This window comes from Bradyrhizobium retamae (assembly GCF_001440415.1).
GTDB classification, from domain to species: domain Bacteria; phylum Pseudomonadota; class Alphaproteobacteria; order Rhizobiales; family Xanthobacteraceae; genus Bradyrhizobium; species Bradyrhizobium retamae.
On the sequence record NZ_LLYA01000153.1, the window covers coordinates 66306 to 83762 of the forward strand.

Below are 17457 nucleotides of genomic sequence, written 5' to 3' on the forward strand. Positions count from 1 at the left end.
GGCGATCACCCTCACTCGGCGGGCACGACCGCTGCCGTTTGGACGCTAAGCCAGACCATGCCGTTCTCCACCTTGGTCGGATGCGCGCGCGTGCATCCCTCGTCGGGCGCGACCGCCATGCCGCTTCTGAGCTCGATGACGAAATTGTGCAGCGGACAGGTGACGCGCTTGTTGTGGACGATGCCTTGCGACAACGGTCCGCCCTTGTGCGGACAGCGGTCGTCGAGCGCGAACACCTCGTCCTCGCTGGTCCGGAACACCGCAATGTCGCCGGAGGCCGTCCTCACCACGCGCGAGCCGAGAACGGGAATGTCGTTCAACGCCCCGATTTCGATCCATTTGGTCATGCGAGTTCGAGCTCCGCCAGCGGGGTGAATTCGTTACGGTCGACGCCACGCTGGGCGCGCGCCGCCCAAGGATCGCTCTGCGAGAATTGCTGCGAATGGGCGAAGCGGCTGAACAGCGCCTTGCGGTTGGCCACATCGTCGACCACCTGCTTGCGGATCGCATCGAGACCGACCCGATCGCACCACTTGTACATGCGCTCCAGATACCAGCCTTGTTCGCGATAGAGCTGCGTCAGCGCGGCGATGATTTCGAGCGTCTCCTCCTCCGTCGCTGCCTTGGCCAGGAATTCGGTTCCCTTGATGTGAAGACCGGCAGCGCCGGCGAAATGGATCTCGAATCCGGAATCGACGCAGACGACGCCGACGTCCTTGCAGGTCGCTTCCGCGCAGTTGCGCGGACAACCCGAGACCGCGAGTTTCACCTTGGCCGGCGTCCACGAGCCCCACATGAACTTTTCGAGCTTGATGCCGAGGCCGGTCGAATCCTGCGTGCCGAAACGGCACCATTCCGATCCGACACAGGTCTTCACCGTGCGCAATCCCTTGGCATAGGCATGGCCCGACACCATGCCTGCATTATTGAGATCGGCCCAGACCGCGGGCAGGTCCTCCTTCTTCACGCCCAGAAGATCGATGCGCTGTCCGCCGGTCACCTTGACGGTCGGAATCTTGAACTTGTCCGCGACGTCGGCAATGGCGCGCAATTCATCCGGCGTCGTGACGCCGCCCCACATCCGCGGCACGACAGAGTACGTTCCATCCTTCTGGATATTGGCGTGGACGCGCTCGTTGATATAGCGCGACTGCTGATCGTCGCGATACTCGCCGGGCCAGGTGGCGAGCAGATAATAGTTCAGGGCAGGCCGGCAGGAGTGGCACCCGTTCGGCGTTTTCCAGTCCATGAACTTCATGACATCGGGGATGGTCTTCAATCCATTCTCGACGATGACGCGGCGCGCGTCATCGTGGCTGTGATCGGTGCACGCGCACATCGGCTTGACCTTCGGCGCCGCCGAATAGTCGCCGCCGAGCGTGAACGCGAGAACTTGCTCGACCAGGCCGGTACAGGAGCCGCATGACGACGACGCCTTGGTGTGGGCACGCACGTCGTCGATCGTGAAGAGCTTCTTTTCGCTGATTGCCTTGACGATCGTTCCCTTGCAGACGCCGTTGCATCCGCAGATTTCCGCATCATCGCTCATGGCGGCGACCGAGTTCTTGCCGCTATGGCCGCCGTCGCCGAGATTGGCGGCGCCGAATACCAGCCGCTCGCGCATCTGCGAAACGTCGGTGCCGTCGCGCAGGTGCTGGAAGTACCACGGGCCGTCGATGGTATCGCCATAGAGCACGGCGCCGACGATCTTCTTGTCGCGCAGGATAATGCGCTTGTAGACGCCGCGGGAGGCGTCCTGCATGACAATCTCTTCCTTGTCCGGACCCGGCGCGAAGTCGCCGGCGGAGAACAGGTCGATCCCGGTCACCTTCAGTTTGGTCGAAACCACCGACCCGTCATAGGTGGCGAAACCCTTCATGGCGAGGTGGTTGGCGCAGACCTTGGCCTGGTCGAACAAGGGAGCCACGAGCCCGTAGGTCTGGCGCCGGTGCTGCACGCATTCGCCGACGGCGTAGATTCGCCCGTCGTAGGTCTGCATGGTGTCGGAGACCACGATGCCGCGCTCGCAATAGAGGCCCGCTTTGCGCGCCAACTCGATATTCGGGCGGATGCCGACCGCCATCACGACCAGATCCGCAGGGATCTCCTCACCGTCCGCGAAGCGCACACCGGTTACGCGATCCTCGCCGAGAATTGCCTCCGTTTGCGCCGGCATCTTGAACACCATGCCGCGCTCTTCCAGCGACTTGCGCAGCAATCCGCCCGCGACCTGATCGAGCTGGCGCTCCATCAGCGTGTCGAGCAGATGCACGACGGTGACGTTCATGCCGCGCTTCATCAAGCCGTTGGCCGCTTCGAGGCCGAGCAGACCGCCACCGATCACGACGGCGTTCTTGAAGCTCGTCGAGGCCTGGACCATGTGCTCGACGTCCTGGATATCGCGAAAGCCGATGACGCCCCGGAGATCCTTGCCCGGAAGCGGCAACATGATCGGGTTCGAGCCGGTGGCGATCAGCAGGCGATCGTAGGGTACCCGCGCGCCCTCTCTCGTCACGACTTCGCAGGTACGCCGATCGATCATCTCGATCATCTCGCCTTTGCGCAGCGTGATCCCGTTATCCTCGTACCACTGCTCCGTGTTGAGCATGATGTCGTTGACTGTCTTCTCGCCGGCAAGCACGGGCGACAGCAGAATTCGGTTGTAGTTGCCGTATGGCTCGGAGCCGAACACGGTGATGTCATAGAGATGGGGCGCACGGTCCAGCAGCAATTCTACCGTGCGGATGCCGGCCATGCCGTTGCCGATCACCACCAGTTTCGGCTTGTTTACTTTGTCGAGCATGCTCTGCCTTCTAATTCAGGTTCCGATGGCCCCGCTCGGCGACGCAGCCCTGCATCGTCGATCGGCGAGAATTATTGATGATTGAGGAGCGCCCATCGGCGGGCAGAGTATCGTCGACTATGACGATCGATATCTTGCGTATTCAAGAGACGTGCCAACGCCGAACCCGTAATTCTTCGGGCGCAACACAGCGCTTCAGCCGATAAATCGTGAACTGGCTGCACCTTCGCGTGCATGGATGCCCAAAAAATCACCCGTAAGGGCTATCCATTGTGCACAACCCGAATACTTCACCATGACTCGATGGCAATGTGCCCGTGGAAGCAGCGCGGCGCCGACTGGCGGGTTTCAGGAGAGCCTTCTCCGTTAATACTTCGCACAGCATAATAAAACACCACACTGCACGTTCGAGCGGCTGGTTTTGCCAACAAACGGAGCAGCGGCCGCATTCGCGGCAGTTTGGGCGCACCTGGCAAGGTACTGCAATTACACGGTAAGTGGCGCGCTTCTTGGTCTGGCACGTGAATTGCTGACACTGAGACCTAGAGTGCGTCTCAACGACGAGCCGACTCGCTTCCCAAATTCCGTCTCCTTGTGCCGAGATTACCGCGCGGCCCGCGCGGTGTCACACGCCGCTGTTCGAGGCTGCTCGATGAAGTTTGCTGAATTCAAGAAGGCCGGCCATTGGCCCACGCTACTCGCCGCCTTTCTCTATTTCGACATAAGCTTCATGGCTTGGGTCGCGCTCGGTCCATTGATCGTCTACATCGTGCATGACATGAACCTGGCCGTCGACGAGAAGTTCACGCTCGTCGCCATCCCGGTTCTGGCCGGCGCATTGCTGCGCGTGCCGATGGGTATTCTCGCCGATCTGTTCGGCGCCAAGCGGACCGGAATTGTCGCGCAACTCGTCGTCATCGCCGCGACGTCCTGGGTTTGCTATTTCGGACTCCCGAGCAAGCTGTCGGTGGAAATCTTCGGTCTCGCGCTCGGCATCGGCGGTGCCTCGTTCGCGGTGGCGCTGCCGCAGGCGAGCCGCTGGTATCCGCCGCAATATCAAGGCGTGGTGATGGGGATCGCCGGCGCCGGCAACATGGGTGTCGTGCTCGACACGATGTTCGCGCCGACGATTGCCGAGCTTTGGGGCTGGCAAGCCGTGTTCGGCGTGCTGCTCGTTCCGATGGTGCTGATCCTCGCCTACTACGCCTATGCCGCCAAGGACGCGCCCGGAGAGCGCAAACCGATCTCGCTGAAGGCTTATGGCACGTTGCTGCGCGATCCCGACAGCCGCTGGTTCATGTTCTTCTACTTCATCACCTTCGGCGGCTTCGTCGGACTGGCCAACGCGTTGCCGCTGTATTTCACGGTGCAATATCACGTATCAGGCGTCGCGGCGGGTCTGCTGGTTTCCTTGATCGTTGCTTTCGGCTCGGGTTTCCGCCCGGTCGGCGGCCTGATCGCCGACCGCATCGGTGGCATCCGCTCATTGTCGATGTTCTTTGGCGTCGTCGTGGCGGCGTATCTCGTCATCGCCTTCATGCCGGAGGGGCCGGCCGCGCCAGCGGCTGCGGGTTGGGCGCTCACCGAAATGCCGCGGATCGCCTGGCTGTCGGTGCTGCTGTTCTCGATCGGAGTCCTCGCGCTCGGCATGGGTAATGGCGCCGTGTTTCAGCTCATTCCACTCCGCTTCCGCCAGGAGATCGGCCTGATGACCGGCATGGTCGGTTGCGCCGGAGGCATCGGCGGTTTCTTCCTTGCCAAGGCCCTCGGCATTGCCAAGGGAACGACCGGCAGCTTCGGCGCAGGCTTCCTGTTTTTCGGCCTGCTGGCGTTGCTTGGTTTCCTCGGACTTGCCATGGTCAAGGTGCGCTGGCGCACCACATGGGGCGCCGCATCGGGAGCGCGGGTCTGACGGCGCGCGCTGCCAAATTGACAGGTCGCGCGGGTGACAATCGGTTCGCAGCGGAATCTCGGGGTTCGTGTCGGCTTCGTCAGCGAGACCGGCAAGCGCTCCGCCAATGAGGATTACGTCGGGACCTGTCTCGGCCGGTCTGGTGTAAGCAACCGCGACATCGTCGCCGCCGTCGCTGACGGTGTCGGTGGATACAAGGGCGGACGCGAAGCCGCCGAGCTTGCGGTTCGTTGCTTCATCGACGCCTATTACTCCCTCCCCGAGACGCTCGGCGTACGCCGCCGGGCGTCGCGCTCGCTGGAAGCCGCCAATAGCTGGATCTATACGCAAGGCCGCACCGATCCTCGCCTCAGCGGCATGAGTTGCGCCTTCTCGTCGATCATCCTGTCGCGGCGGCTTTGCCACATCATTCACATCGGCGATACCCGCGCCTATCGCCTGAGCGAGGGGCGGCTGGAGCGGCTGACCACCGACCACATCGCCGGACGCGGCGATCTGGCTCACCTGCTCAACCGCGCCATCGGCTTCGAGGATTTTGCCCGCTTCGACTACGCGACCGTCGGGTTGCGGCAGCACGACAGGCTGCTGATCTGCAGCGACGGCGTCCATGGCGTGCTCGCCGACCACCGCCTGCAGCTACTATTGAGCGAGCGCACCTCGCCGGAAGAATCCGCTCGCGCGCTCGTCGACGCGGCGCTGGATGCCGGTTCCACCGACAACATGACCGCGTTGGTGCTCGATGTCGTCGACCTGCCCCCCGCCGACCGGGACGAGCTCACCCATTCGATCGCGACGCTTCCAATTCTGGATTTGCCTGCGACGGGCGACGTGATCGATGATTTCACGCTGGGCGAAATACTGTCGGACGGCCGCTACAGCCGATTGTTCAAGGCGATCGACAAGCGGCAGGGCCGCGAAGTCGTGCTGAAGTTTCCGCATCCGCGGGTTGCGAGTGAGGGCTCCTACCGCCTCGCCTTCGTCCGCGAGGCATGGGTCGCGGCCCGCGTGCGTAGCCTGTGGATCGGAGAGATCATCGAACTGCCTGCCGAACGGCAGACTCGTCTCTATTCGGTGATGCCGCTCTACGAGGGCGAGACGCTGGAACAGCGTCTCAATCGTTCGCCGCAGCTTTCGCTCGCCGAAGGCATCGGCATCGCGACCAAGCTGGCGCGCGCGGTTGCGACCCTGCATCGTGCCGGCATCATCCATCGCGACATCAAGCCCGACAATGTGATCCTGTTGAAAGCCGGCGGATTGCGGCTGGTCGATCTCGGCGTCGCGCGCGTGCCATTGCTCGAGGACTTCCCGGCCGAGGATATCCCGGGCACGCCGAGCTACATGGCGCCGGAGTTGTTCGGCGGGCGGCCCGGCGACGAGTTTTCCGATCTCTATGCGCTCGGCGTCACGGTGTACCGGATGTTCACGGCTGCCTATCCCTATGGCGAAATCGAACCGTTCTCGCGGCCTCGATTCGGCAAGCCAGCCTACCTCTCGCGCTATCGCCCCGATCTGCCGGCCTGGCTGGACGCGGTAGTCGGCAAGGCGCTCAACGTCGATCGCACGCAACGCTATGGCGATGTCATCGAGTTCTCGCACGAGCTCGAAAACGGCGCGATGTGGGCAAAGCCCGCCGTCACGTCACGGCGCTCGCTTTACGAGCGCGATCCGCTGGTGTTCTGGAAGAGCCTGTCGGCGGGCCTGATCGTGCTCGTCACCCTGCTGCTTGCATGGATCGTAAAAAATTAGCCCGACGCTCGGGTGGTGCGTCGGGCCATATCATGAGCGAAGCAAACCGGGCTGGCTTCGCCGGCCTGGTTCACACCCCGGTCTGGGTAATGAACTTGGTGTTGAAATAGCCTTCCATCGCCTCGGTGCCGCCTTCCGAGCCATAGCCGGAATCCTTGACGCCGCCGAACGGCACTTCGGGCAGGGCCAGACCAAAACTGTTGATCGAGACCATCCCGGCTTCGATCGCGGCGCCGATCGCGGTCGCCGTCTTGGTCGAGCTGGTGAAGGCATAGGACGCGAGACCGAACGGCAAGCGGTTGGCCTCCTCAGCCACCTCGTCGAAGGTGGAGAATCGCGAGATCAGCGCCAGCGGGCCGAACGGCTCCTCGTTCATGGCGCGGGCGTCCTTCGGCACATCGCTGACGACCGTCGGCTCGAAGAAGTAGCCCTTGTTGCCGACGCGGTGGCCGCCGGTCTCGAGCTTGGCGCCCTTGCCGACCGCATCCTGCACCATGCCCTCGATGGCGGTGACGCGGCGTGGGTTGGCGAGCGACCCCATCTTCGAGTCGGGATCGAGACCATTGCCGACCTTCATCGACTTGGCGCCTTCGACGAACTTGTCGACGAATTCACGGAACACGTCGTCCTGCACCAGCATGCGCGTCGGCGAGATGCAGACCTGGCCGGCATTGCGGTACTTCGCCGCCGCCAGAATCTTGGCCGCCGACGACACGTCGGCGTCCTTGAACACGATGGCCGGCGCGTGGCCACCGAGTTCCATGGTGGCGCGCTTCATGTGCAGGCCCGCCAAAGCCGAGAGCTGTTTGCCCACTACGGTGGAGCCGGTGAAGGAAATCTTGCGGATCACCGGATGCGGAATGAGATATTCCGAAATCTCCGACGGCACGCCGTAGACCAGATTGATGACGCCGTCAGGCACGCCCGCATCGACGAATGCCTTGATCAGTTGCGCAGGCGACGCCGGCGTTTCCTCGGGCGCCTTGACGATGATCGAACAGCCGGCCGCGAGCCCCGCGGAGAGCTTGCGAACCACCTGGTTGATCGGGAAATTCCACGGCGTAAACGCCGCGACCGGGCCGACCGGCTCCTTGACGGCGATCTGGTAGATGCCGGGGCCGCGCGCCGGGATCACCCGGCCATAGGCGCGCTTGGCTTCTTCGGCGAACCACTCGATGACGTCGGCGGCGGCCATGGCCTCCATCTTGGCCTCGGCCAGCGTCTTGCCCTGCTCCATCGTCAACAGCGGCGCGATCTCGTCATTGCGCTCGCGCATGATCGCGGCCGCCTTGCGCATGATCTTGCAGCGGTCGAACGGCGCCACCGCGCGCCAGACCTTAAAACCCTTGGCGGCGGCTTCCAGCGCCTCATCAAGATCGGCACGATCGGCATGCGCAACGGTGCCGATCGTCTCCTCGGTTGCCGGGTTGAGCACGGCGATGGTCCTGCCCGACTGGCTCGGACGCCATTTGCCGTTGATGAAGAGTTGGGTATTCGAATATGCCACGAGACTTTCTCCCTGAGCTTATTAGTCGCCAAATGGCGCGCGCGGCGGAAATCAGGCGCCTATATGATGGAAGCCCGATCGAATTGCAAAGCCGATTCAACGATGTGCGGCCGCGCGACCGGCGCATAGCGCCTCCGCGGCCCGCGTCATTTCCGGGCCCAGATAGCTCCGGAACCGGGGCTCGCGGGTGAGCGTCGCAAAATCCGGCTGTCGCGTGACTCCACCGTCCGCGACCAGCAGATATTGTTCAGCGATTTCGGCCAGAATTTCCAGGTGCCAGGCCGCAGTCGGGTGCAGGCACACCACCACGAGCCGCCCCTCCGCGCGCAGTTTGCGGAAGAAATCGAGCATAAAGCCGATATAGCCGTCCTGCAGATTGAATTGCGGCTCGTCGAACAGATGCACCATCGGCGCCGGTGTCGGCGATTTTTCGAGGAGTATCGATGGCACCAGCTTGCGGAAGCGGCGAACCTGATAGGACTGGTGATAATGGATCGCGAGGCGGTCGCGTTCGCGGTACTTGACCTTATGGATGTCTGTGCCGACGACGTAAACGCGGCCGGACGATGGCGCATTCGAGCCGGTCATCATTTCGAACAGCGTCGTCTTGCCGGCCCCGTTCGGGCCGACCACGCCGATAACAGCGGGTCGGTCGATCACGAGGTTGGCTTCAAGTGTGAACGTCGGGCGGCGCACCACGCGGCCACGCGTGTAGACCTTGCGGACCTGATCGAGGACGAGCAGCGGCGAGGCCATCAGTGAACTCCAAGCAGGCGTTGGCGCAAGCCGCGGTCGTCACGAAGCGTTGCGGCCTCTCCGCTCCAGGCGATCCGGCCGCGGTCGATGACGGCGGCTTGGTCGGCGACCGATAGCGCGATCTCGGCATTCTGCTCGACCACGAGCGAGGCGACGCCCTCGTTCCGCAGCCTGCGGATGGTCGCAAGCACGTCACCAACGATTTTCGGCGCCAGCCCCTGGCTCGGCTCGTCGAACAGGATCAGTCCGGGCGATCCGACAAGCGCACGCGCGATCGCCACCATTTGCATCTCGCCGCCCGACAGGTTCTCGCATTCGCGTTCCATCAGGTATTCGAGTGGCGAGAAGATTTCGCACGCCTCCTTGACGGTCCAGCTCCGGAATTTCGTCCGCTTCTGCGCGATGCCGAGATTGCGCGCCACCGAGAGCGTCGGACACAGCCGCCGGTCGTCGGGCACCCAGCCGATCCCGCCGCGCGCGATTTCATGCGTCGGGCTATGCGTCACCTCGCGGCCGTCGAACCTGACGGCGCCTCGGCGCGGACGGGTCAATCCCAAGATCGAGCGCAGCATCGTGGTCTTGCCGGCGCCGTTAGGACCTAACAGCGCAAATACCTTGCCGCGCTCGACAGATAGCGATGCGCCAAACAGCGCCTGCGTCTCACCGTAAAACGTATCGACCGCCTCTACCTGGAGAATCATGCGAACCGCCCGAGGTTAGAGCGCTTGACCCATTCGTTCTGCTGCAGCTCGTGCGGCGCGCCGCGCGCGACCACTTGGCCCCAATGGATCACGGAAATACAGTCGGCCAGCGAGAACAGGAATTCCATGTCGTGCTCGATGGCCACGATCGTGAGCTTGCCCTTGAGCCGGCCAACCAGCGTCGCGAGGCGCTGTACGCCGTCGGAGCCAAGCCCGGAGGTTGGCTCGTCCAGGCACAACACGCGGGGTCCCTGCCCCAGCGCGACCGCGATCTCGAGCGCACGGCGATCGCCATAGCTGAGATCCTTGGCGCGGGTATCGCCCTTGTCGGCAAGACCAACGGTAACAAGTATCTCGGAAGCCTTCTCGGCAAACCCGCGATCGCCGGCAGCGGCGTGGTGCATATCGAATCCGCGGGCGCGAAAGCCCGGCAGGCCGACCATGACATTCTCGCGCGCGGAAAACTCGTCGAACAGTGTCATGATCTGGAACGAGCGGGCAACGCCTTTGGCTGCAATGCGATGCGAACTCAGCCCCGTCACATCCTCGCCGTCGAACCGAATCGAGCCACGGCTCGGCTTGACGCGGCCGGTGAGCACGTTGAAGAATGTGGTCTTACCGGCGCCGTTCGGCCCCATCAGGCCGTGGAACTCCCCCTCAGGTACTGTCAGGTCGATGCTTTCAAGCACGACGCGGTCGCCGAAGCGAACATGAACGCCGGAAACTTCGATCAGCGCCATCGTCCGCCTCCGAACAGGAGACGCAGCGCAGTGCCGCCTTGCTGCCGCATCGAATTCAGCGACCGGTTCTGCCACGCGGCCATGATGGCTCCGGCAACCCCCTCAGGCCGGAAGAGCACGACCGCGATGAACAGCAGTCCGAAGTAAAGCATCCAGGCATTCGTCATGGCGCCGATCACGTCGCGCGCGATCAGGAACAGAAACACGCCGATGACAGGACCCCAGAAGCTGACGAGGCCGCCGCCGACCAACGTCATCATCACGACGTAGCCGGACTGATGCAGGCTCATTACATCAGGGAACGCCGCAAGCTGCGCCATCGCGAACAGGCCGCCGGCAAATCCTGATACTGCCGCCGACAGCGCGAAGATCGACGCCTTGTAGAGCCACACATTATAGCCGAGATGCGCAGCGCGGGTTTCGCTCTGCTTGATCGCCGCGATAACCCGGCCATAGGGCGAATGCACCAGCCGCCACAGCGCGATAACAGCGATTCCGAAGACCATGAGGACAAAATAGTAGAATGCCACATTGCCGGCGAGATCGAACGACGCGAACCCAAAATCGGCGGGCAGCCGCGCGATCTTCAATAGCCCATCCTCGCCGCCCGTGACCTTGTGCGACTTGATCGCGACCGTCCAGAAAATCTGGCCAAAGGCGATGGTCATGAAGGCATAGTAGATGCCCCGCCGGTGCGAGATGAATAACGCGACCAGCGCGCCGGCCAAACCCGCGACGGCAAATGCAGCCGCAAGGCAGACCCAGAGATTGGCGACGACATTGAACTGGCAGAGGCCGAAAGCGTAGGCTCCAATGCCGAAATAGGCGCCGTGGCCAAACGACGGCAGGCCGGCGGTGCCCAGCACGAGATTGAACGCGAGCGCATAGAGCGACCAGATCAGGATCTCGATCCCGAGATAGGGATAGAGGCCGACGCGCGCGATCCAGAACGGCACGGTGGCCAGCACCAGCCACAGCACCAGCATGGTCGGCGTGATGAGCCGCGCGGAATCGGATTGCGGTGTTGGGATCATCTTCAGGCCTCGAGCATGCTTTTCTTGCCCCAGAGCCCGCGCGCCCTGAACGTCACGACCGCTACCAGCAACACGTACATCGATAGCAACGACCACTCGGAGGCGTAGGCCCCGGACAGACCGACGGCGAGCCCGACCAGAAGGCCGGCAACGACCGCGCCCCAGAAACTGCCGACGCCGCCGAGCACGATTACCAGGAATGCCGGAATGACGGCGTCGACGCCCATATGCGGACGTATGCCCCAGATCGGCGCCACGATAATGCCGGCGATGGCCGCCAGCATAGTGCCGAACACGAAGACGAGCAGCCGCAGCCGCGTCAGGTTGATGCCGAGCGCGCGCACGATTTCGCTGTCATGCGCACCCGCCTTCACGGTGGCGCCGAACGAGGTCTTTTCGATCAGGAGCCAGACCAGGCCGATGACCGCGACTGCAATGCCCGCGGCATAGAAGCGGTAGGTCGACCAGATCAGATCGCCGAAGATAAAACCGCCATTGACCGCTTGCGGCACCTGCAACACGTAGTCGCGCGTGCCCCAGGTCAGGCGGATCATCTCCTCGATCACCATCGCAGCGCCAAAGGTCAGCAGCAAACCGTAAAGCGGATCTTTGCCGTAGGTCCGGCGCATGCAGAATTCGATGGCGATCCCGACGAGGCCGACCGCAGCCGGCGCCAGGATCAGCGTCGCGGCGTAGCGCCAGCCGAGCGGCAATGCCAGCCAGGACTGTGCAAGGTCAGCCGGGAACGGCGGGCGCGGCCCCATCAGTTGCATGGCGAAATAGGCGCCGAGCGCGAACAGCGAGCCGTGCGCCAGATTGATCTGCTCCATGAGGCCCACGATCAGCATGAAGCCGAGCGCGATCAACGCGAACAGGAGGCCGAGCGTGAGGCCGTTGAGGATGTGCGGCAGAAGATCGAACAAGCCGAATTCTCGTATTGCTGTTGCAGAGCAGCGGGCACACGACGCACCCGCTGCGAATTCAAGCGGCGAACTCAGGAATCAACCGTAGGAACCTGCTCGTAGGGGACCAGCTTGCACTTGGCCTGCGCATCGGTATCGGCCGCCGCCTTTGGCTCGGTCCAACTGATGATTTCGTACAGATCGGTCTTGTCCGCAGGCTTGGGATTGCGCCGTGCCAGATAGATCGTCTGCTGCATCTGGTGCGTCACCGGATCCATATAGGCATCGAAATGCTGCATGCGGTCAGTCGCCGAGACCTTCAGATTCTCAAGCTCCTTGATGATCTTGACGTTGTTGGTCGAGCCGGCGCGCTCGATCGCGCGTAGCAATTCCCGTGTGGCCATGTAACCGTTGTAGGAAACATTGCCGGGCACCGGAATCGAGCCCTCCTTGTTGGTGGCCTGCCATTTCTTGACGAAATCAGCGACGCCAGGCAGCGCCAGCTTGTGATACCAGGTGGTGCCGAACACGCCGAACAGACTGTCGGGCGAGCCCCAGACGTCAGGCCAGTCCTGCTGGTTGTTGATCCAGGCAGGTTTACCGTCGAGCTTGAGCTGGGCGACCTGCTCGCGCAGCGCCTTGATGTCGTCGCCGCCGATCGCGGTCGCCACGACGTCCGGCTTCGCCTGCTGAATCTTCAAGAGATAGGCCGTGAAATCGCGGGTGTTCTGCGGCACCAGCAGATTGTCGAGGACCTTGCCGCCGGCACCTTCGACCTGCGCTCTCGTCGCCGCCGAGGTGGTGTGGCCCCACACATAATCATTCGTGAGCAGCATCCACTTCTTGCCGATCGAATTGACGGCGTTCGCGACCGACGCCTTGGAGAAATTGGTGCCGTTGCCGTCCCAGACGAACTTGATACGCGAGCAGTTCTCCCCTGCCTCGCTGGGGGCGGACGAATTCGTGTTCAGGTAGATGACGCCATTCTTGGCAGCGACCTGAGTGATGGCATTGGCGACGCCTGAATGCACCGCACCGATCAAGATGGTGCAGTCTTCCCTTGTGATGAACCGCTCGGCGAGGCGGCTGCCGGTGGCCGGCGTTGTTTCGGTATCAGCCGTGATCCAGGTGATCTTGCGGCCAAGCACGCCGCCTTTGGCGTTGGCCTCGTCGATCGCCATCTGGATTCCGCGCAAATCGTCCTGCCCGCTGTTACCGTATTGACCACTGGCATCGCAGGTCAGGCCGAGCTTGATCGGCTTGGCGGCGCCTTGCGCCCAGACACGGTTTTCCTTCCACGGTCCGAAGTAACTCGCCGTTCCGGCAAGGGCGCTGGCCATCAGGCTGCCCTTCAGAACGCTCCGCCGCGAAATTTCACGTCGTTTCATGGCTCCCTCCCAACCGCTTATTTTGTTGTTGCGGTCCATAGAATGAACGTTCTATTCTAAATGTAAAGTGGAATATTTGAACCAGAGTCTAGAACCAAGCGGCGAAACGGCCGTAATCGGGTAAAGTTGACACCATGAACAAACCTGCCGGTACGGCCATGAGTTACGAAGAGTTGCGCGGGGCGATCGCCCAACGGCATCGCGCCTTGTCTGGACGCCTGCAGCAGATCGCGGAATTCGTGCTCGATCATCCGATCGATGTCGCGTTGGGCACGGTCGCGGAGATTGCGGAGCGTTCCGGCGTGCCGCCGTCGGCCATCGTCCGCTTCGCGCATGCGCTCGGCTTCGGCGGCTTTACTCAGATGCAGGAAGTGTTCCGCTCGCGCCTCGTGGCAGGCGTGGCGCCCAGCTACAAGGCGCGGCTGGCGCGGATGAAGAGCGAGGAGAAATCCGCCCTCGGCCGCAAGCCCGCGGCAGTGCTGGGGCGCTTCGTGGCGGAAGCGCAATCGGCTCTGGTAACGCTCAGCCAATCCGCCCATGAGCGCCAACTCGAAGCTGCCATCATGATATTGGCGAAAGCGCGCGACATTTATCTGCTGGGCCTCGGCGGCTCGTTTCCAGTAGCAACGCATCTGGCTTACGTGCTGCGGAAACTGGGGCGGCGCGTGGTGTTGCTGGACGGGACCGGCGGCAGCATCCACGAACAATCGCATCCAGCCACTTCCGAAGATGCGCTGGTCGCGATCAGCTTCCGCAACTATTACCCTGATACGGCGCGGCTATTTCCCGAACTAGTGGCGCGCAACGTGCCGGCGATCTCCATCACCGATAGTCTGCTGAGCCCGATCGTTGAGGGCGCCTCGGTCGTGTTCGAAATTCAGGACATGCCGGAGCCGGCGCTGCGCACTCTGGTCGCGCCGATGTGCCTCGTGCAGGCGCTCGCGATCGGCCTCGATCTCGCCGCAGACTGACATTTCGGGAAAATAGGGAGAGGACGTCATGGCATCACAGGACGACGCGCGGTCGCTGAAGGGAAAGGTTGCGCTGGTCACCGGTGCTGGCCGCGGGTTAGGCCGCGCGTTCGCCGAACGGCTGGCGGCCATGGGGGCCGATGTCGCCATCCACGGGATGCGCGAACACGGCCCAGCCGAATATGGCGAGGGATCGACGCTGACGGCGGTCGCGGAAGCGGTGGCCGCGGCGCATGGGGTACGCACCATCCGCGTACTCGGCGACCTTACGCAAGGCGCCGACATCGCGCGTGTCGTCGAGACCACGACGAAGCAATTGGGTCCGATCGACATTTTGGTTCACAATGCAGGTGGCGATATCGCGGCCAAAGGCGGCAAGCCGGATCCGAACGACGCCGTCGGCATTCGCGAAGAGGATGTTCGCGCGGTGCTCGATCGCAACCTGCTCTCAACCATCCTGACCTGCCAGGCGGTGGCCAAGGAAATGATGCCGAGGCGTCAGGGCCGCATCGTCACCATCGGTTCGGTCGCAGCCTTCAAGGGCCGTACAAACGGCTCGATCTATGCGGTTGCGAAAGCCGGCATGACGCATTACACGCGTTGCCTCGCCGATCAGCTCCGATCCTATGACATCACAGTGAACTGCATCGCCCCCGGCGACACCCGCACCGGCCGCTTCATGGGCACGCGCGCGGTGGATCAGAACCGGATGGTGGAAGCCGGCACACTCGATCGCATCGCGACCGTCGACGAAGTCGCGCGCGTCGTCGAAGTGTTCGCAGGTCCGTTGGGCGCGTTCGTCTCAGGCCAGGTGCTGCGCGTGGACGGCGGAGGACAGTGCTGGGCGGCGTGAAGGCGGGGCCAACAATCTTCGTAAGGCGAGTCGGCGTCACGCCGCCAAAATCATTTCGGGTGCCGCTGCAGGCAAATTCTGGCTGTCGGCGACCGCGCGATTGGTGATCTGTCCGCGGTGCACGTTGAGTCCGGCGCGCAGATGCGGATCCTCGATCAGCGCGCGAATGCCCTTTTCAGCCAGCGCAAGGCCGAACGGCAGCGTGGCATTGTTGAGCGCATGGCTCGACGTCACCGGCACCGCGCCCGGCATGTTGGTGACGCAATAGTGCACGATCTCGTCGACGAGATAGGTCGGCGCCTGATGGGTCGTCGGCCGCGACGTCTCGAAGCAGCCGCCCTGGTCGATCGCAACGTCGACCAGTACGGCACGGTATTTCATGCGGCCGAGATGCGCGCGCGAGACGAGCTTCGGCGCACTGGCGCCCGGCACCAGCACGGCGCCGATGACGACGTCGGCCGCAATGACCTCCTCTTCGATCGCTTCCAGCGTTGCATAGCGCGTGCGCACGCGTCCCTGGAACATCTCGTCGAGAACGCGAAGGCGCGGCAGCGACCGTTCCAGTATAACGATGTCGGCGCCTAGCCCTGCGGCCATCCGCGCGGCATGCGTGCCGACCACGCCACCGCCGATCACCGCGATCCTGCTTGGCGCCACGCCGGGTACCCCGCCGATCAGCTTGCCCATTCCGTCCGCCGATTTCCGCAAGGCAGCGCCGGCCGCCTCGATCGCCAACCGTCCCGCCACTTCGCTCATCGGCGCAAGCAAGGGAAGCCCTCCATGGGCATCCGTCACCGTCTCGTAAGCGATCGCAGTGCAGCCGGATGCCAGAAGCCCCTTGGTCTGCGCCGCATCCGGCGCAAGGTGCAAATAGGTGAAGAGGATCTGATCGTCGCGAAGCTGGCGCCATTCGCTCGGCTGCGGCTCCTTGACCTTGACCACCATATCAGCGGTCGCGAAAATTTCCGCGGCCGTATCCACGATTGCAGCGCCGGCCGAACGGTAGACGTCATCGCCTGCGCCAATGCCGATCCCGGCGCCCTGCTCGACGATCACGTCGTGTCCCCGCGTCACATATTCCCGCACCGAAGCCGGGGTCAGGCCCACCCGATATTCCTCGACCTTGATTTCCTTGGGCACACCGATCCGCATGGGCTTGCTCCTGCATTCGAGGCCATCTGCCTGCAAATAAAGTACTGCTGAGTCGGCAGCGCTTCTCGGCGAATTGCGGCTTGCTGGGAGAAATTTGCGCATATATTCTGCATGTTAGCCCTATAAAATGGTGACTTGTAGCGTGAATGAACTGGATCGCATCGATTATCGGATTCTGAGCGAGCTCCTCGCCGACGCCCGGGCGAGCCAGATCGAGCTCGCTGAAAAGGTCGGACTGTCGCCGACAGCCTGCGCGCGCCGCATCCGCCAACTCGAGGAAGGTGGAATTATCAGGGGCTATCGCGCCGATCTCGAGCCGACTGCGCTCGGGCTCGTCACGACCGTCGTCGTCACCATCACGCTGGAAAAACAGAGCGAGGATTACCTGGCCGCATTCGAAGCGGCGATCGCCCGCTGTCCGGATGTCGTGTCCTGTCACTTGATGTCGGGCAGCGACGATTATCACTTGCAGGTCATCGCACGCGACATCGCGGACTTCGAGCGCATCCACAAGCAACATCTTTCACGGATGCCCGGGGTGGCGCGCATCCACTCGAGCTTTGCGATGCGCGAGGTGGTGCGCAGGGCCATCCCCGAGACGGCATTGCGGCGCTAGCCTCTTCGATCGACGCAATCGGCACATCCAGCCTACCAACGCATAGATGCGACGGCGAAGCGTGTTGCGTCCCGATGCTGCCGACCGGACCAAACGCGACTTGACAGGACGCTAATCCACCGTATGTTACGTTATAACATAACGCGCCTGAAAATCAAGAATGTTTTCCGACGGGGACCCTACATGGGCGAAATCGTTCGGCTTGTTCCGAAGCCAGAGCTTGAGCGGGCTCGCTTAATTCAAGAGGCGCGCGCAATATATGACAGCATATTCCCGCCGACCGATGCTGTCAGCGAGCATCCGGATGCTCGCCTCAGCCAAGGGGCGCACTCGGGCAGAAAGGCCTTGCTCCGGGCGGTACCAGTGCTCTGACCAC

16 protein-coding genes are annotated in these 17457 nt (G+C 62.9%); 6 read left to right on the top strand and 10 right to left on the bottom strand.

Annotated elements, in window-relative coordinates; genetic code table 11:
* Positions 1-11: 11 nt before the first annotated feature.
* Together nirD and nirB are read right to left on the bottom strand one after the other, a co-directional pair.
* On the bottom strand, positions 12-347 hold the full coding sequence (gene nirD, locus CQ13_RS17570; RefSeq protein WP_028349497.1) for a nitrite reductase small subunit NirD: 336 nt from the start codon (positions 345-347) through the stop codon (positions 12-14).
* Positions 344-2803 carry a nitrite reductase large subunit NirB gene (nirB, locus tag CQ13_RS17575; RefSeq protein ID WP_057844109.1) on the bottom strand — a complete coding sequence of 820 codons (2460 nt, stop codon included), beginning with the start codon at positions 2801-2803 and terminating at the stop codon, positions 344-346. The genes nirD and nirB overlap by 4 nt, the downstream gene beginning before the upstream one ends.
* 652 nt (positions 2804-3455) lie before the next feature.
* Here nirB and CQ13_RS17580 point away from each other — a divergent pair.
* Positions 3456-4715 (top strand): MFS transporter, encoded by a 1260-nt coding sequence (locus tag CQ13_RS17580; RefSeq protein WP_057844110.1) that lies wholly within the window; start codon positions 3456-3458, stop codon positions 4713-4715.
* A 33-nt stretch (positions 4716-4748) separates the two neighbouring features.
* Positions 4749-6461, top strand: a complete 1713-nt coding sequence (locus CQ13_RS17585; protein WP_057844111.1) for a bifunctional protein-serine/threonine kinase/phosphatase — start codon at positions 4749-4751, stop codon at positions 6459-6461.
* Between the two features lie 70 nt (positions 6462-6531).
* Here the strand turns inward: CQ13_RS17585 and CQ13_RS17590 are convergent, their stop codons facing one another.
* From CQ13_RS17590 to CQ13_RS17620, 7 genes are all read right to left on the bottom strand, one after another.
* Positions 6532-7968: an NAD-dependent succinate-semialdehyde dehydrogenase gene (locus tag CQ13_RS17590; protein WP_057844112.1), complete on the bottom strand. Its 1437-nt coding sequence runs from the start codon at positions 7966-7968 to the stop codon at positions 6532-6534.
* Between the two features lie 96 nt (positions 7969-8064).
* The gene (locus tag CQ13_RS17595; RefSeq protein ID WP_057844113.1) at positions 8065-8724 is read right to left on the bottom strand and encodes an ATP-binding cassette domain-containing protein; all 660 of its coding nucleotides are present in this window, start codon (positions 8722-8724) and stop codon (positions 8065-8067) included.
* Complete coding sequence (locus CQ13_RS17600) at positions 8724-9425, bottom strand: ABC transporter ATP-binding protein (RefSeq protein WP_057844114.1); 702 nt, start codon at positions 9423-9425, stop codon at positions 8724-8726. Before CQ13_RS17600 ends, CQ13_RS17595 begins: the two co-directional genes overlap by 1 nt.
* Entirely contained in the window at positions 9422-10165 is a 744-nt protein-coding gene (locus tag CQ13_RS17605; protein WP_057844115.1) for an ABC transporter ATP-binding protein, read from the bottom strand. Before CQ13_RS17605 ends, CQ13_RS17600 begins: the two co-directional genes overlap by 4 nt.
* Positions 10156-11199, bottom strand: a complete 1044-nt coding sequence (locus CQ13_RS17610; RefSeq protein WP_057844116.1) for a branched-chain amino acid ABC transporter permease — start codon at positions 11197-11199, stop codon at positions 10156-10158. Before CQ13_RS17610 ends, CQ13_RS17605 begins: the two co-directional genes overlap by 10 nt.
* Positions 11200-11201: 2 nt before the next feature.
* The gene (locus CQ13_RS17615; protein ID WP_057844117.1) at positions 11202-12122 is read right to left on the bottom strand and encodes a branched-chain amino acid ABC transporter permease; all 921 of its coding nucleotides are present in this window, start codon (positions 12120-12122) and stop codon (positions 11202-11204) included.
* Between the two features lie 71 nt (positions 12123-12193).
* Positions 12194-13489 carry an ABC transporter substrate-binding protein gene (locus CQ13_RS17620; RefSeq protein WP_082637525.1) on the bottom strand — a complete coding sequence of 432 codons (1296 nt, stop codon included), beginning with the start codon at positions 13487-13489 and terminating at the stop codon, positions 12194-12196.
* 134 nt (positions 13490-13623) lie between these two features.
* Here CQ13_RS17620 and CQ13_RS17625 point away from each other — a divergent pair, with 134 nt between their 5' ends.
* Together CQ13_RS17625 and CQ13_RS17630 are read left to right on the top strand one after the other, a co-directional pair.
* Entirely contained in the window at positions 13624-14460 is an 837-nt protein-coding gene (locus CQ13_RS17625) for a MurR/RpiR family transcriptional regulator (protein ID WP_057844118.1), read from the top strand.
* Positions 14461-14488: 28 nt separating this feature from the next.
* A complete protein-coding gene (locus CQ13_RS17630; RefSeq protein WP_057844119.1) occupies positions 14489-15313 on the top strand; it encodes an SDR family NAD(P)-dependent oxidoreductase in 825 nt (274 codons plus the stop codon).
* A gap of 36 nt (positions 15314-15349) precedes the next feature.
* Here CQ13_RS17630 and ald read toward each other — a convergent pair whose 3' ends face one another.
* Positions 15350-16465 carry an alanine dehydrogenase gene (gene ald, locus CQ13_RS17635; protein ID WP_057844145.1) on the bottom strand — a complete coding sequence of 372 codons (1116 nt, stop codon included), beginning with the start codon at positions 16463-16465 and terminating at the stop codon, positions 15350-15352.
* Between the two features lie 127 nt (positions 16466-16592).
* Between ald and CQ13_RS17640 the strand changes: the two genes are divergently transcribed.
* Together CQ13_RS17640 and CQ13_RS45680 are read left to right on the top strand one after the other, a co-directional pair.
* Entirely contained in the window at positions 16593-17081 is a 489-nt protein-coding gene (locus CQ13_RS17640) for an Lrp/AsnC family transcriptional regulator (RefSeq protein WP_057844120.1), read from the top strand.
* A gap of 183 nt (positions 17082-17264) precedes the next feature.
* A complete protein-coding gene (locus CQ13_RS45680) occupies positions 17265-17453 on the top strand; it encodes a hypothetical protein (protein ID WP_057844146.1) in 189 nt (62 codons plus the stop codon).
* The last annotated feature ends 4 nt before the right edge of the window (positions 17454-17457 follow it).

What these genes read in the sequence shown, in the direction of transcription:
- nirD (WP_028349497.1), bottom strand. Translation starts at nt 347, where the DNA reads ATGACCAAATGGATCGAAATCGGGGCGTTGAACGACATTCCCGTTCTC.
- nirB (WP_057844109.1), bottom strand. Translation starts at nt 2,803, where the DNA reads ATGCTCGACAAAGTAAACAAGCCGAAACTGGTGGTGATCGGCAACGGC.
- CQ13_RS17580 (WP_057844110.1), top strand. Translation starts at nt 3,456, where the DNA reads ATGAAGTTTGCTGAATTCAAGAAGGCCGGCCATTGGCCCACGCTACTC.
- CQ13_RS17595 (WP_057844113.1), bottom strand. Translation starts at nt 8,724, where the DNA reads ATGGCCTCGCCGCTGCTCGTCCTCGATCAGGTCCGCAAGGTCTACACG.
- CQ13_RS17600 (WP_057844114.1), bottom strand. Translation starts at nt 9,425, where the DNA reads ATGATTCTCCAGGTAGAGGCGGTCGATACGTTTTACGGTGAGACGCAG.
- CQ13_RS17605 (WP_057844115.1), bottom strand. Translation starts at nt 10,165, where the DNA reads ATGGCGCTGATCGAAGTTTCCGGCGTTCATGTTCGCTTCGGCGACCGC.
- CQ13_RS17610 (WP_057844116.1), bottom strand. Translation starts at nt 11,199, where the DNA reads ATGATCCCAACACCGCAATCCGATTCCGCGCGGCTCATCACGCCGACC.
- CQ13_RS17620 (WP_082637525.1), bottom strand. Translation starts at nt 13,489, where the DNA reads ATGAAACGACGTGAAATTTCGCGGCGGAGCGTTCTGAAGGGCAGCCTG.
- CQ13_RS17625 (WP_057844118.1), top strand. Translation starts at nt 13,624, where the DNA reads ATGAACAAACCTGCCGGTACGGCCATGAGTTACGAAGAGTTGCGCGGG.
- CQ13_RS17630 (WP_057844119.1), top strand. Translation starts at nt 14,489, where the DNA reads ATGGCATCACAGGACGACGCGCGGTCGCTGAAGGGAAAGGTTGCGCTG.
- ald (WP_057844145.1), bottom strand. Translation starts at nt 16,465, where the DNA reads ATGCGGATCGGTGTGCCCAAGGAAATCAAGGTCGAGGAATATCGGGTG.
- CQ13_RS17640 (WP_057844120.1), top strand. Translation starts at nt 16,593, where the DNA reads ATGGTGACTTGTAGCGTGAATGAACTGGATCGCATCGATTATCGGATT.
- CQ13_RS45680 (WP_057844146.1), top strand. Translation starts at nt 17,265, where the DNA reads ATGGGCGAAATCGTTCGGCTTGTTCCGAAGCCAGAGCTTGAGCGGGCT.